This is a genomic window from Mesorhizobium sp. WSM4820 (assembly GCF_055811075.1).
The window spans coordinates 55,306-71,367 of the sequence record NZ_JBVVQN010000022.1 but is presented as its reverse complement, the minus strand read 5'-3'; the positions used below and the strand labels follow the sequence as shown (position 1 = coordinate 71,367).

Sequence of the window (16,062 nt, the reverse complement as noted above, 5' to 3'; positions counted from 1 at the left end):
CGGGACGTTGGTTGCGGCCGACCGCGACGATGCGAAAACGGCCCGAGCAAGTGGGTCGCTTCAAAGCTGGGAGGGCAAATAATAGGCAATCGACGTCATGCGAAAGCACCTGACGTCGTCCACCATCTGATGGTCTTCCGTTTACCGGCGGCCGCAGGCCGTTAGTGAGCGGGCCTTGAAAGTATTACATGAAGCGAATGGCACGCTGTCGTCGTACATAGAGTCCTAGCTAGCGGGGAACACAACCAGTGGTGACGCCTCTTTTTGTTTTGGGATCGCCGCGGTCCGGGACGACTCTCATTGGCAGGCTTATAGGGTCATGTGAAAAAGTCTGCGACCTGGAAGAGTATGGCGGCTTCTATCTCTCCCATCTGCTGGTCGAAGAAAGCTTCCTGCGTCGAATGCCATCCAAATATCGCACGGCCTACTTACAATCGCTTCAAGCTTGCACCTTCGAATTCGCGGTTCACACCGCATTGGCGGAAGGCGCAACCTGTTTCTGTGATTCAACGCCTTCGAACATCCTTGCAGCGCAATCCTTGGCAGCATCATATCCTGATGCCGTGTTTGTTCTCGTTCTGCGCCACTTCACTGGCGTTATCCAGAGTCTAAGACGCTCTTTCGAAGGAGGCTACGAATGGGCGGGCGCGTCAGTGGGGGAGCGAGCTGTCGTGTGGGCGAGTCATTACGCTCATGCCGCCCACCTCCCGCCGGAAAGAACGGTGACTGTAAGCTACGATGCGCTGTGCAGGGCACCTGAGGTCACCCTAAAGAACTTTTTTGGCGGACTCCGAAAACTGCGGATCGCACTAGGCTGGCCGGATTATTCGATCTTAAACACGAGTCATGCTGTCTCACCCCGTTCTGGTGAGCGCCGCACGGTTGGCGTCAAGGGTAAGGGCGGGGCAGTAGTATTTCAATCAATTCCGAGTTTTGACGTGACCAACTGGACTGTCGATGATGCTTCGCAGGCAGCTCCTATCGTCGAAGCAGTGAACAGGGCACTCTGCTATCTCTATGGTGACTTATACGAGCAACCACGCCCAGAAGGCAGCTTGGCGGAACAGTAATTCGTGTCTATTGTTCATTGTCGTTAAAATGGGAGGTGGAAATGGCTAAACAGGCTTCAGGGCCCGCCACGATCGTACTACTTTCTGGCGGTCCGGATTCTGCGACTCTTCTGAAGGTCATTGAGAACAAGAGGGCAGCCGCCGGAGGTGGTGTTATCAACGCGCTCTATTTGCGCAGCGGGTTTCCGTCTGACAAGAAGGAAATGGAGTCAGCTAAGAAGCTGATCGAGCAGATCGGCGGCAAATTTGAGATCGTGGATATATCCGATGTTGTCAAGCGCCTCGGCGGGTCCAGACCGACGATGCATGCCGGCGCCCAGATAGCGACATTCGGGAACACGATGATCTTGAGTATCACACTGAGTTTTGCAGCAGCAAACCACTACCAATCGCTTGCGGTAGGCCTCCACAAAGACGATTCGCAAAACAACTACGAGTATAGCAAGGACTATATAGACGGCCTCCGGGCACTAACTCGCAGTGTCGATGCATTCGCACCCGACATTGAGATGCCGTTCGCAGACATGACAAAGCCAGAGGTTTTTGCTCTTGGTGCATCACTAGGCGTCGATTTCTCCAGCACCTGGAGCTGCATAGAAGGCAAGGCTCTTCACTGTGGGACGTGCGGGGCCTGTCTCGCCCGCCATCATGCGTTGCTGAAAAACGGCATCAAAGATGGCACATCTTATGCCGTGCCGCCGAGAAACGATGTTTCGGAGCATGCTTTTGAGCGGTCGCCCAATGCTTCTGATAAGAGCTCAGCCGTGCAGTGAAATATAGGCAAGTAGGTCGAAGCGGCATCCTCGTATCGGAGATCGCGCTCGGGACCTGGCTTACGTTCGAGAATGAAGCTGATCGGAGTGCCCTTGAATGCCGCATCCGGTCAGCGCTCGACCTTGGGATAAACTTTTTCGATACAGCCGGCTCCTACGGCGATGGTTTAGCCGAACACATTCTGGGCGAAAGCCTCGCGGGCATAGGCCGCGACCGTTACGTCATAAACACGAAGATGTACTTTCCTTACGGCTCCGAGCCAGGCGGTCTGTCAAGGCGTTCGATTTTGCGGCAGATCGACCTTTCGCTGAAGCGTCTCGGGATCGAGTATGTCGATATTCTTATGTGCCATCGGTATGACCCCAAGACTCCACTGGCTGAAACGATGTCGGCGTTAGAAGAGGTTATCAAGTCCGGTAAGGCAAGGGCAGCCGGATTCAGCGAGTGGACACCTGATCAAATCAGGCAGGCGCACGCTCAAGGACTGTCAACCAGGTTTGACTGCAGCTCTCCCCAGTATTCGCTGCTGTGGCGATCGCCTGAAAGCAGCGTGTTTGAGGTCTGCAGACAGTACGGAATATCACAGGCCGTATGGTCCCCTCTGGCGCAAGGCCTGTTGTCCGGTAAATACCGGCCCAGTGCCCGGCCCCCATCCGGCAGCCGCGGTGCTGATCGCTTTACGAGTGGCTTCATTCCCCGAAACTTCCGGACGTTGCAGTCGATGAGGAAAGTCGAGAACTTTGCCGCGTATGCGCGCGACAATGGGGCAACCCCAGTTCAACTCGCTCTGGCCTGGATTCTGGCCCGGCCGGACGTCTGCTCGGCCATCGTCGGTGCAACGACAATCGATCAATTGCGCGAAGCAAGCACTGCATCCGGCATGTCTCCTGGTGGCGGCGTTCTTGGTGAAGTAGAAGAGATGTTTCGCTAATGTGGGTGCACGAGAGAGGCTGTCCATTGTTTGGAGGGCACGTGGCCGCCACTTCGTGGGGAAATCACTGTGTTCACAGAAGCCACGCGAGCTTGCTCTCGTGAGAGGTTTGTTCCGTCTGATCTACATCAGCGCTCTCATTGAGCACGGGGAAGTCGATGGTAAGAGAATTCCACGGCAGGCATAGTGTCCTCGAAAACTTTGTGATGGCCAAACCCGTCGCTTGGCTGGTAGGGCGCCGGACGAGATTAGATTAAAGGTTTCGATTGGCGGATGAATAGACGAAAGGAGTTTCGAGGCGGGCGCCTCGCCTGTGATCAGCCCTCATCGGACCAAGTCAGTGATCACCTCTCAATGGATGCGTCGGCTGCCTTCGCAGAAAGTTGGTTTTATCCTCCATTTGATCTCAACATGTATTGAGAATACTCCATCGAACTATCTTATTCGATATGCTAATAAGTTAGCGACCAAGGAGGGGGAATGCCATGGGACGTCGGATTGCTTGCTTCATGCTTGCGGTTTCCTGCCTGTCATCATCGGTCGCCATGGCAGCAGATAAGCCAGCCCAAACTATCCAACCTGCCGGGACAACAGTGTTATTCGCCCAGACCTTGGATTGGTTTGACGAGACGCACTTTGCGGTAGGTCGCTGGGACGGCACCATTTCCTTGTTCCGCGCGCCTAAACCGGGTGAGTATGGCCCTATCATCACCCAGGCAATGGCGGTGCCTTCAGGCGCCGGCGTAGAAATGATCACCGGTTATGACTCTGGGACGATCGTGAGCTCGGACGGCCGAGCCGCGTTGGCCGTATGGAGGCGGTCCTCAGGGACCTCGGGCGATCCAGGCCAAGGATTTGTGCTCGCTGAGAGCCTTAGCTACGACACCGCACATGGACCCGCCAATAGCGGCCTGGCGATCGTGGACGGGCCGCAACACTACTTGGTGACAGGCCATGAGGATGGGTCGGTATTAATCTGGGCCGCAAAGCCAGATGGGCAATTCGAGTTAGTTAAAACCGTTGCTGCTCAATCCCCAAAATCTCCGGCGAATCCGTGGGGCTTGCACAATATACGCGGCCTTGCCTTGTGGCACGGGACGGACATCATCACGGGGTCGGAAGACGGTGACCTGGTCGGATTAACCGTTCCTGACGGGCGTGAATTGTTCCGGATTCGTTACAATTCGACCGCCCAACGCGGCATCAACAATATCTCCGTTCTCGGCAAGTGGCTAGTGGTGGTCAATTGCGCGGTAGGATCGAGCGACAAGAATATTTGGCTCTACGACCTATCAGGGAGAACGCCGGTCCTGAGCGATGCCGAGAATTTGGTCGTCGACACAGCACGCGCCCAGGTGTTCAACTTCGACGCCGACCTTGCTAAGGGCGCTGACGGGGTCGTCTTCTTTAGCAGCACCGAGGAAGGCGTTGTTTGGATGGGGCGGATCGAAGACGGCCAGCTCATCATAACGGGCGTTACAAAGTCTTCGCCTGAAGGTGGATCGGTCTTGGACCTTTCACCGAACGGTGACCTCATTGCAGCGGCGACCTATTCGTTGCGCCTGTTTAAAGTCAATTAGTCACAACATGGAGGAAATAATGGCTGAATTAAAAGATGATCAGAAGTTCCGCAAGGTAATCGAAAAAGCTTGGAGCGATCCTGATTTTAAATCGCTCTTGAAAGCTAATCCGGCCAAGGTACTGACTGAATGGGGGATCTCAACGCCGACTGACTGCGACGTTGAAATCATTGAGAGCGGCCCAAAGCAACGGTATTTTGTACTGCCTCCGTCGCCGGACGCGCAACTATCGGTTGATGAGGTCCGAGCGAAGTCAGAGGCCAGTGATTATAAAGTATTGGTGCATGTTCTATACGACGTGAACTGCTGCTAACCCTCAAAATCCGCCACTATCAAGACGGGCATATTGTCAATCGGCGTGGTTTCCGCGCCGATTGGCATGATCAGCCATATTGCAATCTCAGTGGCGGTGGGGTCACGCTATGGCGCCTGTTCAAGATGACCTGATATTGACCGCGAAGGTCTGCCTTTTGCGGTCGCGGCGGACGAACTCAAAACTGCCAAAACTTGTCGAGCTGGTGCTGGCGTGTGGCGCGGCCGCTGGCGTCAACGGCGATGATCCAGGCCGAGCTCAAGCTGACGAAGCAGGGCGCGCTCAACCTCGTCGGCGAACTCGGCCTGCGCGAGATGACCGGAAGAAAGCGGTTCCAAGCGTGGGGTAGTTTAGCGTAAGCGGCGTCGGAACAAGAGCCAACTCAAGGATTCCCGAGAGTTCTTCCTGAGTCACGTCGCCGTGCGGACTAGCATCTTACCAAGAGGCCGTTCTTGCGGACATCCAATGTCAGAGTCGCGGCATGTGCGTCATCGGCATTCTGGATAAGCTCCACCGCCGTGATCCCGTAACCTTGGAGCGCCTTCAGCGCCTGCTCGATGTTTCCGCAGAGGGCGGCCTGATAACTGAGTGTCACGGGCGAGCGAGACGGTTGGGCATGAACGGTCACGCCGCTCCTCCTTGCTCATAGGTCGCAGCGAAGATCGTCTCCGAAAGCCACTTCTTGAACGATGGGTTGTCGCTGAACTGCTTGAATAACTCTGTGTGATCCGACAGCAGCTCGATCACGGCCCGTTGAAGCGCTTTATCGTGCTCGATGCGGGCGTTCTGCTTATCCGAGTTCTTCATGGCATTCTGGTATGCCTTGTCGGCGGAAACCTTTGCCGGAAGCTCTTCGGCGATCACCTTCCCGATCTTGTCAGCATCCTTCCAGTCGATATTGCCGAACATCTCGTTGAACGTCTTTAGGATGTTGCTCAGCAAATCGAGTTCTGGCTCCGGCTTGCCGCCGCTACCCCCAAGAGGCACAGGGCCGATCTCTGCATCTGCGTCGGGCAGCGCTATCGACATCGTGGCCTGCGCCTCGACCCGGTAGCTATCCATGTCGATGGCTTCAAGGATTCCCTTCGAGAGGTCCTGTTCCTCTGGCGCGGGCAATTTCGGCGTCAGGAAGTTCAGAAAGATCGAGAGTTTTTCCCATTCGGCGCTCGAGTAAGGCAGGATCGCCGCGAGGAAGCCATAGGTTCGCGCGAACGCCTTTGCCTTGCCCTTGAAATCCACCTGGCCGTCCTCATCGAGGTCAGCTGTGTAGGCGGCGACACACGCGTCGAGGATGGGATCGAGCTTGTCCCGATCGGCGCCGCCAAGATACAGCGCTACGAGGACTTCGACCTGCTCCCACGAATAGACCTGATAGCCGTCGAGTGTTGCTTTCAGGTCGTGCAGCTTGTTCGGGTCGGTCTCCTCGCTGAGGATCGTCGTGCGATAATAGTCTTCGAACGAGGCCTTAATGCCATCCACATCGTTCATGAAGTCCAGCACGAAGGTATCGTGCTTCTGCGGATGCGCTCGGTTGAGACGCGACAGCGTCTGCACGGCCTTGATGCCGGACAGCGTCTTATCCACGTACATCGTGTGCAGCAGCGGCTCGTCGTAGCCGGTCTGGAATTTGTCGGCGACGATCAGGAAGCGGTACGGATCCTTCTGGATCGTCTCCTCGATCCTGTTGCTAGGGAAGCCGTTGAGCGACGCCTCAGTCACCTTGTGGTCGCCATATTCATGCTCGCCCGAGAAGGCGACGACAGCCTGGTAGGGACTTTTGCGTTCCTTCAGATATGCGCCAAAGGCATGAAAGTACTGGATGGCGCGATGAATCCCACTGGTCACCACCATGGAGCGCGCGGCACTGCCGATTTTACTGTGGCCAATCACCTGATCGTGGAAATGGTCGACCATGATCTCCGCCTTCTTGCGGATGGCGTGGTCATGGGATTCGACGTAGCGCCGGAGTTTCTTCTGCGCCCGCTTGGTGTCAAACTGCGGATCGTCTTCCACAGTCTTCATTAGGCGGTAATAGCTCTCGACTGGAGTGTAGTACTTCAGAACGTCGAGGATGAACCCCTCCTCGATGGCCTGCTTCATTGAGTAGTTATGAAAGGGGACGTGCTTGACCTTGTTCCCCTCCGGAACCGCCGTGCCGAAAATCTCAAGCGTCTTGTTCTTCGGCGTAGCGGTGAAGGCGAAGTAGCTCGCGTTTGGCAGAACCTTGCGGGCTTCCATCAGACGGTTGATGGTGTCCTCGACCGTTTCCTCGTCTTCCTCCGCCCCATTGGCGGCGAGCGCGATGTTCATCTTCGCCGACGTGCGGCCGCCCTGGCTGGAATGCGCCTCGTCGATGATGATGGCGAAGGTACGCCCGCGATGCCCATCCCCTATCTCATCCAGAATGAACGGAAATTTTTGCACCGTGGTGATGATGATTTTCTTGCCCTGCTGCAGAAAGGATCGCAGCTGCTGCGACCCTTCGGTAACTGCGCCGACGATTGAGGACACCTGCGCGAATTGCTTGATGGTGTCGCGAATCTGCTTGTCGAGCACGCGCCGGTCGGTGACTACGATAGCTGTATCGAAGGTCGGCTTGCCGCCAGTCTCCAGCCCGACAAGCTGGTGGCCGAGCCAGGCAATCGAGTTGCTCTTGCCCGAACCCGCCGAGTGCTGGATCAGGTACCGCCGCCCGGCGCCGGAAGCCTCTGCGTCGGCCAGCAACTTGCGCACCACATCGAGCTGATGGAAGCGCGGGAAGACCTGCTTCGGCGGCTTCTTCTTGCCCCGCTCGTCCGTCTCTTCGACCACCTGCGCATAGTTTTCGAGGATATCGGTGAGGTTCCGTTTCGTCAGAACCTCCTTCCACAGATAGTCGGTCTTCAGGCCATAGGGGTTCGGCGGATTGCCCGCGCCATCGTTCCAGCCCTTGTTGAACGGCAGGAACCAGGACGCTTTGCCTTTCAGGTGTGTGCACATCCGCACCTCGTGATCGTCCACCGCGAAGTGGACGACGCAGCGGCCGAACTGGAACATCAACTCCTTCGGATCGCGGTCGCGCTTGTACTGCTCGATCGCGTCCTCGACGGTCTGCTTGGTCAGGCTGTTCTTCAGCTCGAACGTGGCGATCGGCAGGCCGTTGATGAACAGGGCCGCATCAAGCGATAGCTTGGTCGCGTCCTTTGAATAATGTAGCTGGCGCGTGACACTGAAGATATTCGCCGCGAACAGTTCCTCGGCCTTGATGTTGCCGGGTGTCGGGGTGCCGAAGAACACCTCCACCGAGCCGGGGCCATGCTTCACGCCGTTGCGCAGTACGTCGATGATCCCCCGCTTTGCGATCTCGCCCTGCAGGCGATGGAGAAATTGCAACCGCTTCGGTCCGTCGTAGTTGATCCCCAATGCCTCGACCGCGTCGGGCTGGGTGGCATTCAAGAAGGCGAACAGCTTGGCCAGGTCGATGGCGTGGTCGCGATCGAAATCCTTGGGGTCGCCCGCGGCATAGCCCGCCTCGTCGATCAGGGACCGGACGATGAGGGATTCGAGCCCCTTCTCGCTGGTGTCGGTGTACTGCCGCATTCGGCTGCCTCCTTGGACCGAGGGGCCGCGCTCGACCCGGACAAGTCCTACATCGTCCAGGAATGCTCGCAGCATCGGGTCGTGCGTTTCGAATCCTTCAACTATGCGTCTCGCTGCTTCCGGCGGCATCTCCAGTCGGACACGAGAGCTGTTGGCCTGGGCCACTGATACGACCGATATCTCCCCGAATGGGGCCCCCACATAGGCCGCCACCATCGAGACGAGGCGTTGCCGCTCTTTGTCGTTCATTGAATCCGGATCGCGCGCGACGATCAGATCAACCAGCGCCTTCTGTTCCACGGTCATCGGCGGCGGTACAGCTCGGGCAATTATGCAAGGCGATTTCTTGTAGCGTTGAAGGTAACTTGCACCCCATTTCTCGTTGTCCGCGCGCTCATGGCAGTTCGCGCAAAGGGCGATCAAGTTCTCGAGCGAATGATCCTGCGATTTGCTCCAAGGGATAACGTGCGCGTATTCGAGCGGCAGCGCTGTGCAGCAGACTGCGCAATGGTGACGGGCCTCAAAGAGGACGTCACGCTTGATATCGATGGGGATTGCCGGCCTACTCGTCGGCATCGGCCCCCTCCGTCACGTCGGCATTGTCGGTCTCCAGCTCTTCTTCGAGCTCTTCTGCATCGTCGAGCACGAGTTCGTCGGCTGGGACAGAATTCTCGATATGGCGCACGTCCAGCTTGCCGGTAACGACATCGGCAATCAGGCGATCTCTGAACTCTCGGATCAGGCGAATTTCCGAAATGATCTTCTCAATCGCTTGGTCTCGCTCCGCCAAGTCCTCATCAATCTTGTCGGCCAGCGCCTGCTGTTCCGCCTGCGGCGCTCTTGCAACGCGGATGTCGTGCAGGTCTTTTCGATCTATTCCGGGCACTGCAGATTTGTCCGAATGCTCTTCATACCTGAGAGTCTGGAGAAGGTAAAAAACGTATCGCGGAAGATTTCCTTGAAAACTCGAGACGAATAGAGCCGTGTTGTGCGGCCAAAAATCTTCCTCGATGTAAAATAGCTTTCCTGTTGATCCGTACCTGCCAGTGGCTACACCCGGTCCCCTAGCCATGAATTTATCATGGCTCCCAATTACTCCGGCCGAAGATACTACGGGGTAAGGGCCCTCGATCCGTTTATCGTCTGGTAGATCATAGCCTCTGTGAAGGACGCAGACGCGCTTTAGTGAAACAACGTCCCAATGTGCGGGAATCTTGGGCATCCAGTCGATGCCGGTCGGCTTCATCGGCGCATTGGGGTTAAGGCCGCGCGTGACCGCCTGATTGATGATCGCCTGCTTCTGCTCGTTTAGCAGTCCAATCAGCCGCCGCTTGTTGCCGATCAGGCGGCGGACACGCATATCGTAGCTGCGGATGAAATCGACGATTTTGCGTTGCTCATCCGCTGGCGGTTGGGGCACTGGAATCGTGCCAAAGCGATCCGTATAGAGCCTCAGAAAGCCGGACATGCCGGTGCCGAGCCCTTTGGATTCCTGGCGAAACTTCGCCCGATAGATGTTTGTCTTGAACAGGTCGACGAAGTAATCCGGCTCGATGGGCTGCAATAGGCGAAAGACGGCATAATCGGGGCTTACGAGACCGTGCTCGCGAGCGATAGCGAACATGCCATTCGAGGCCTGCATTCGGTTAAGCACCATCTGCCCAGCCTGAACTCGCTTGTAACCCTTCAAATCCTCAGGCTTTACCGGCTTGGTCGAGACCTTGGCGTGGGGGATCAGCCCATGCGCTTGTCGCATCGAAAGCAGAGTTTCGGTGCCCGTATCCGTGCGGTCATCGACTTCGCGGAACAGATACTTGCTCCGTACGACCTTCCAATGTTCCGGCTTGGCTCCAAGCCACTCATGCCCGCTGTCGCGGTACCCGGAATAGGGTATTGGAATCCTCTTACTGTCCGCCTCGGCTGGGCGGTGGTTCTGCTGAGTATCCATTTCCCCCTTGGCGATCATCGGCTCGTCGAAAAACGAGGGTTGCGGCAGGTCGCGCGGCGGTGGCGGGGCGACGGGCCATGATTGGCGCGGCTCCGCCTCGGCTGGCCGCGAGGTGGAGTGCGCGGCGCAAATCATCTCGATCGGCCCCTGGAACAGAAGGAAATCGGGGATCGCAAGCGGCTCAATGGACCGAAGGCTTTCTGCCTCATCGCTTTTCAGCTGCTCGCGAAGCTCCATCAGCAAGCGGCCCAGCACGTTCATGCCGACGAGCGACCCGTCCTCGGCAACTTTCGCGCCCCAGAAATCATCCTTGCGGGATTGCTCGACAATGGGGCGGACCCCTGTTGCAAGCAGCAGACTGCCGAACTCACGCCAGTTCTGCGCCAGCTTCACCCGCAAGCACCAGCGCATGATCTTTACGCGCACCGCGTCCCAGTCCGGCCGTGAGTCCTTGCGGAACGGCTTGCTGCGCATCTTTGCCGTCATCGGGCTGTGCTCGTCGATGATCTTACGCTGCACGTCCGGCAGGTGAGGGAAGCGGCACGCCTGATAGAGAGCCTCTGACGTGCGTATGCGAACCCCGTTCACCCGCAGCGGGAAGCCCGGCGCCATGTTCGACAGACCGCCGAACCGCTCGTTCGTCTTCAGGAAGACGACACTGACGGTGGGGTCATACGTGCGAACCTGGCTGGCTTGGGACATTAGAATCTTACGTTGCGAAATAGCCGCTCGACTCGGCTATCCGAGTTCGTTTTCCGGGGAAAAAGAGGATACCAAGGATGGCCGACCCAGAACACTAGCGGCGCGTTGTTCGGGCAGTTTCTGTAAGTGACAACCGTGGATCCAAAGCCGATCGTTTCCAAAGTCGAATGACCTAGTGGACGCTCCACAGACGGTAGATTTCGGCAAATCTCTCGAATTCGGACTCCCGCCTTAAGGAACTCATTTTCGAGTAGCTGCCGACCAGCGTCACTGGAGAAAATTTTCAACGATCCCACGCTTCCAGCCGTCCGTAGGGTCGGGGGGTACCTTAAGCTCTCAACATATGCCTTGGTTGGGGCGTCTTCAGGAATTTCCACTGGCCAAAGAACGTCTGAGGTATTTCTATAATACTTCCTATTCTCAAATACCCCAGCATTCCACCAGGTTATTTCTATTTCTTTCTTCAAATCCTTGCGCGTCTTTGTAATTATATCCCTGTTGTAATAGAACCCCTCATGCATTGCTATGACAATAACATGTAATTTCGCCTTCGCAGGCGCATCCGATTTTATCCACTCAACCAGATCGCTTTTTATGCGCCCTCCCGTAAAAATAATGTCATCCAAATATATAAATGTCGAAGAGTCTCCGCGCTCATTTACTTTACAGCCTATTTCATCATATATTATCTGATTAAAGGCGAGTATCATGTCATGTTGACTAGATCCCCCCTTTTGTATGTCTAGGAAGTTTACTGAATTCCAGAATTCCTTTGGGTCACCGCCGACAATCTTTTGGTTTCTAACTAAAGCTTTCAAGAATGTTTGGACTTCGGATTTCTTAAAATAACTTGTGTCAGCCACATGCGTCATTTCCCGCAAAATGGGTAATTGTACTCCTTGTTCAAACTGGCTGATCCACCTGTTCACGTGATCGGTAGTCGGAGGATCCAACTCACCATTCCTATAGTCGGCCGTTGTCGCCGCTATCGCGGCCAGCAGGTCATCCCGTTCAGCCATTTATCACCCCTCAGCTTCCCTTTCGCGTCCCCAACTGCATTTCAAAGCCCCCCGAAATAGATCTTGATCTTCTCCGCCATTAGCTTGCGGCGCCGTTCTAGGAAGTCATCGAAGGTCGGGATTTCGCCCTCAAGCAAGTATTCGGGCAGGCAGCTCATTCGCAGGTTCGAACGCATCTCCTCGATCGAAGTGATGCCGCCGTACTTCCTCGGCCCGCCGTTGCATTGTTCGGACAGTTCGGAGAAATAGACGTTCGGATCGCGGTCGCCGATCCCGATATTGATCTCGCTCTGCGCCAGTACGAAGTTGGCGATCTGGTTGTAGCGGCCGCGCGCCAAGCCCTGCCCCTTCAGGAGATTGCGCGGATAGACGTGATGAACGTCGCTCCGGTTCAGCAGCAGGTCACGAACCGTGATGTCGCGCGACAGGAACCCGAGATCGCCAAGCTTTACTTGCGCTGCCTGGTAGGTGAGGAAATACGGGCTCGAAGCGGACGACGTATCCATTTCCTGGGGCAACAATGTAGTCCAGAAGCTATCCGGCAGTTCGGCTTCGATCACGGCGTCGGTGTAAACGGCAAGGCCACGGGACTCTATCTGGCGGATATCGAAGTCGAAGGCGGTTTCCGGACTGCCCGAATATCGCCCACGCAACAGGGACATGACATACCAGCGCCGCACGAGACGCTCGATTTCGGCGGCAGGCATGCCTTCCGCGCGACCGCGCAAATAGAGAATGTACGCGAAGTTGATGGCGTTCTGGCTACGAATAAGGCCGGAGGTCACGAAGCCTGCCGAGCGCAGGATCATCGTCAGCCGGTCGAAGTGCGTCTTATTGATGAAGTTCAGGACGCCCGACTTCAGTCGCGCAAAGGATTCCTCGGCGACCGATTCCTCATACTGCTTGGTTTCGAAATTTCGGCCTGACAGCAGCGCAACTAGGTCCTGGAGTTTGCCGCGGCGAAACTCCGAGGTGAAGGCCACCCGCAGCATGTCGGTGTAAGACGGGTCGTATAGATCGTCGTTGACATCTTTCAGCCAGCGCATCTTCGGCAGGAATTCGGAGGCGGCGAAAGCCCTGTCGCCTTTTTCAATGCGCGACAGGAACTCGGGGGCAACGGCGAGGTGGCAGAAGTAGTCGATGGCCTTGCGCAGGATGTTTCCGCCGTAGGATTCGTTCGCCGCAATCTTCGACATGGCAAAATCGGCCTGACTGAGCGACGCGCCAGCTGAGTTCACACGGATGAAGATCTCCGTCACCGTCTCGATGTCGAGATCCTCAGCCAGTTCGATAAAGCCTACGTGGTTGTTGATGATCTTCCGCACCCGTTCGAGGACGAGCGACACCTCGTCCTGATCCACATCCGGGTTTCGGGCCGCATAATCGCGCGTCAGTTTTGTTAGACTGGCGTCCGGCGCGAATACCTCGGCAAGATCGGGAATCCATGCGACATCCTTCTGGATTGCAGGATTCGAGACCTCGAACTTCTCGTCCACGGGATGAAAGGCGATGCGGATACGGACAGTGTTATAGTCCTTGGTCAGGACTTCCCGTCCGAGCAGCGCCGCCATCAGGGCGGTGACACGCTGCTGGCCGTCGATCAGGATACGCTTGCCCGAAGAGGTAGAGCCATCCTTTAGGCGCACTGAAGGATTGCGCCACGCAATCAGATAGCCAACCGGATAACCTTGGTAGAGCGAGTCGAGCAGATTGCGAACCTTGGTCGCATCCCACACGAAGGGTCGCTGGATTTCAGGAATGGCGATTTCGCCCGACTTTATCCAGGTGAGCAGGGTTTCGATCGGATGCGGCGTGACCGAGTAGCGCTGTGTGGCCATGGTCAGCGACCTCCCGCCAGCACATCTTCAAGAAGACCATCCGTTTCCTGCTCAAGCGCCCGAATGTCGGCCTCGATTTCCTGAAGTGTCCTCAGTGGTTGCGGCTTGTAGAAGTGCCGGGTGAACGAGATTTCGTAGCCGATGACCGTTTTCGAGGGGTCGATCCAGGCGTCCGATGCGTGGGGAAGAACCTCACGGCGGAAGAAAGCATCGATGCCCCCTTCCTCTAGGAAGGGAACCTGTTCGGTGTCCCTCAATTCCGTGTCCGGCTCGTATTCGGCGACGGCTGGCTTTCCGCCGATGGTTCGATGGTACCTGCCATGAAGTACGTCAGTTTGGACGTCGGCATTCGGCGGAACCTTAGACACCTTCTTGATAACCGGCGCCGCTTCCGAATCCTTGATGCCCAATCCAGTCATCAGAAGCTTCTCGCGTTTGGTGGTCATACGGACGCCGCGCCTGCTCGCCGCGGCTTGGGCTTCTTCAAGGAAACGGTTGAAATCGAAATGCGGCCCTTCGCCGAGCCGTTCGCTGACTGCCTCCACAACGCCGACGAGCGGTTCTTCCGCAACCTCCGCGCAGGCCTTAGCGAAGCGACGCAGTACGCTCGCCGACAGTTCGACCTTCAAGCGTAACGGCCGCTCGACCGTCACCTTCCAGTAACCGAACGCATCGTTGGGGAAGACCTTCGACTGCTCGTTTTCCTCGCTGTTGAGCAAGCTATCGCAGATACGCTTAATGTCGTCCGGTCCGAGAACACAGTTCTTCTTGCCGAGGTTCTTGCGCAGCGGCTTGAACCACGTCGTTGCGTCGATCAGCTGGACCTTGCCCTTACGGGATGGTACTTTGCGATTGGTGAGAACCCAGATGTAGGTCGCGATGCCGGTGTTGTAGAAGATGTTCAGAGGCAGCGCGATGATGGCCTCGAGCCAGTCTTTCTCGATGACCCAGCGCCGCACGTTGCTCTCACCCGAACCCGCATCGCCCGTGAACAGCGATGAACCATTGTGGACCTCGGCGATGCGGCTTCCCACCTTTGTTGCCTTCTTCATCTTGCTCAGCATGTTGGCCAGGAAAACCATCTGGCCATCGCTGGAACGGGTGATCAGGCTGTACTCGGGATCACCGCCATGCTCGATAACGAAGCGTGGGTCGCCAATGCCCTTCTTGCCACCGAGGCGGTCGAGGTCCGATTTCCAGCTCTTGCCGTAGGGCGGATTCGACAGCATGAAATCGAACTCGTTTGACGGGAACGCGTCGCTGGACAGGGTCGAGCCGTACTTCATATTCTCGGCTTCGGCGCCTTCACCCTTGAGAATGAGATCGGCCTTGCTGATAGCGAAGGTCTCTGGATTGACCTCCTGCCCGTACAGGTGGACGGACACTTCTTTGCCGTGGTCGGCCGCCAGCTTGACCAAGGTCTCTTCCGCGACCGTGAGCATGCCGCCTGTGCCGCACGCGCCGTCGTAGACGAGATAGGTGCCGGACTGAATTTCGTCAGCGATCGGCATGAAAATCAGGTACGCCATGAGTTCCACCACGTCGCGCGGGGTGAAGTGCTCTCCGGCTTCCTCGTTGTTCTCTTCGTTGAACCGCCTGATCAACTCCTCGAAAATTGTTCCCATGGAGTGGTTGTCGAGCCCCGGCAGACGAACGCTGCCGTCTTGGTGCAACACCGCCTTTGGGCTGAGATTGACCGTTGGGTCGAGAAACTTTTCGAGTAGGAAGCCGAGTGCATCCGCCTCGACGAGAGTCGGGATCTGGTTGCGGAATTTGAACTTGTCCAGCACTTCCTGGACGTTTGGGGAGAAGCCATCGAGATAGGCTTCGAAGTCTGATTTCAGCTGTTGGCGACGCGCGCGGGAAGCAAGGTCGCGAAGCCGAAACTGCGACGTGTTGTAGAAGGCCTCCCCCGAAGCCTGACACAGCGCCGCATGCTGGTTGGCTACTCCGGCCCGGTCCAGTTGCCCCTTCATGGAAAGGACGGCGTTTTTGGTAGGTTCAAGCACCGCGTCGAGCCGACGAATGACGGTCATCGGCAGGATCACATCGCGGTATTTGCCACGAACGTAGACATCCCTAAGAACATCGTCAGCGATGTTCCAAATGAAATTGCTAATGTTCAATCAATCCCCCTGCGGAAGCCGAATCGGCTCCAGCCATGCTACTCGCATTGTATGCGTCGCGTTGCGCCCAGCCCAAATCGAATTCTGATCAAACATATCCGAGTGTACAAAGTCCACGTGAAATCCACCATGACGAGCAGCATTGTAGTCGTCAGAGTGTTTGTTCGGGGGCAACATGTACA

General features: G+C 56.6%; 12 protein-coding genes and 1 pseudogene. 6 read left to right on the top strand and 7 right to left on the bottom strand.

Annotated features, from left to right (window positions below; translation table 11 throughout):
• Positions 1-248: 248 nt before the first annotated feature.
• The 6 genes from AC0L2R_RS28065 to AC0L2R_RS28040 all read left to right on the top strand — a co-directional run bounded on the left by AC0L2R_RS28065 (position 249) and on the right by AC0L2R_RS28040 (position 5,027).
• Entirely contained in the window at positions 249-1,070 is an 822-nt protein-coding gene (locus AC0L2R_RS28065) for a sulfotransferase family protein (RefSeq protein ID WP_473512776.1), read from the top strand.
• Between the two features lie 41 nt (positions 1,071-1,111).
• Entirely contained in the window at positions 1,112-1,843 is a 732-nt protein-coding gene (locus tag AC0L2R_RS28060) for a 7-cyano-7-deazaguanine synthase (RefSeq protein WP_473512775.1), read from the top strand.
• The gene (locus AC0L2R_RS28055; protein WP_473512774.1) at positions 1,840-2,775 is read left to right on the top strand and encodes an aldo/keto reductase; all 936 of its coding nucleotides are present in this window, start codon (positions 1,840-1,842) and stop codon (positions 2,773-2,775) included. The genes AC0L2R_RS28060 and AC0L2R_RS28055 overlap by 4 nt, the downstream gene beginning before the upstream one ends.
• Before the next feature lie 485 nt (positions 2,776-3,260).
• Positions 3,261-4,355: a WD40 repeat domain-containing protein gene (locus tag AC0L2R_RS28050; RefSeq protein ID WP_473512772.1), complete on the top strand. Its 1,095-nt coding sequence runs from the start codon at positions 3,261-3,263 to the stop codon at positions 4,353-4,355.
• A 19-nt stretch (positions 4,356-4,374) separates the two neighbouring features.
• On the top strand, positions 4,375-4,668 hold the full coding sequence (locus tag AC0L2R_RS28045; RefSeq protein WP_473512770.1) for an NHLP leader peptide family RiPP precursor: 294 nt from the start codon (positions 4,375-4,377) through the stop codon (positions 4,666-4,668).
• A 242-nt stretch (positions 4,669-4,910) separates the two neighbouring features.
• Positions 4,911-5,027 (top strand): helix-turn-helix domain-containing protein, encoded by a 117-nt coding sequence (locus AC0L2R_RS28040; protein ID WP_473512769.1) that lies wholly within the window; start codon positions 4,911-4,913, stop codon positions 5,025-5,027.
• A 68-nt stretch (positions 5,028-5,095) separates the two neighbouring features.
• Here the strand turns inward: AC0L2R_RS28040 and AC0L2R_RS28035 are convergent, their stop codons facing one another.
• From AC0L2R_RS28035 to AC0L2R_RS28005, 7 genes and pseudogenes are all read right to left on the bottom strand, one after another.
• The gene (locus tag AC0L2R_RS28035; protein ID WP_473512768.1) at positions 5,096-5,296 is read right to left on the bottom strand and encodes a hypothetical protein; all 201 of its coding nucleotides are present in this window, start codon (positions 5,294-5,296) and stop codon (positions 5,096-5,098) included.
• Positions 5,293-8,247, bottom strand: a complete 2,955-nt coding sequence (locus tag AC0L2R_RS28030; protein ID WP_473512831.1) for a type I restriction endonuclease subunit R — start codon at positions 8,245-8,247, stop codon at positions 5,293-5,295. The genes AC0L2R_RS28035 and AC0L2R_RS28030 overlap by 4 nt, the downstream gene beginning before the upstream one ends.
• A 384-nt stretch (positions 8,248-8,631) precedes the next feature.
• A pseudogene (locus AC0L2R_RS28025) lies at positions 8,632-8,823 on the bottom strand (HNH endonuclease); the annotation flags it as partial.
• Positions 8,810-10,897, bottom strand: a complete 2,088-nt coding sequence (locus AC0L2R_RS28020) for an NADAR domain-containing protein (protein WP_473512766.1) — start codon at positions 10,895-10,897, stop codon at positions 8,810-8,812. The pseudogene AC0L2R_RS28025 and the gene AC0L2R_RS28020, both read right to left, overlap by 14 nt.
• Positions 10,897-11,916, bottom strand: coding sequence for a phosphoribosyltransferase-like protein (locus AC0L2R_RS28015; RefSeq protein WP_473512765.1), 1,020 nt, complete (start codon positions 11,914-11,916; stop codon positions 10,897-10,899). The genes AC0L2R_RS28020 and AC0L2R_RS28015 overlap by 1 nt, the downstream gene beginning before the upstream one ends.
• A gap of 41 nt (positions 11,917-11,957) precedes the next feature.
• Positions 11,958-13,754, bottom strand: a complete 1,797-nt coding sequence (locus tag AC0L2R_RS28010) for a GmrSD restriction endonuclease domain-containing protein (protein ID WP_473512763.1) — start codon at positions 13,752-13,754, stop codon at positions 11,958-11,960.
• A gap of 2 nt (positions 13,755-13,756) precedes the next feature.
• A complete protein-coding gene (locus tag AC0L2R_RS28005; RefSeq protein WP_473512762.1) occupies positions 13,757-15,880 on the bottom strand; it encodes a type I restriction-modification system subunit M in 2,124 nt (707 codons plus the stop codon).
• Between the last annotated feature and the right edge of the window lie 182 nt (positions 15,881-16,062).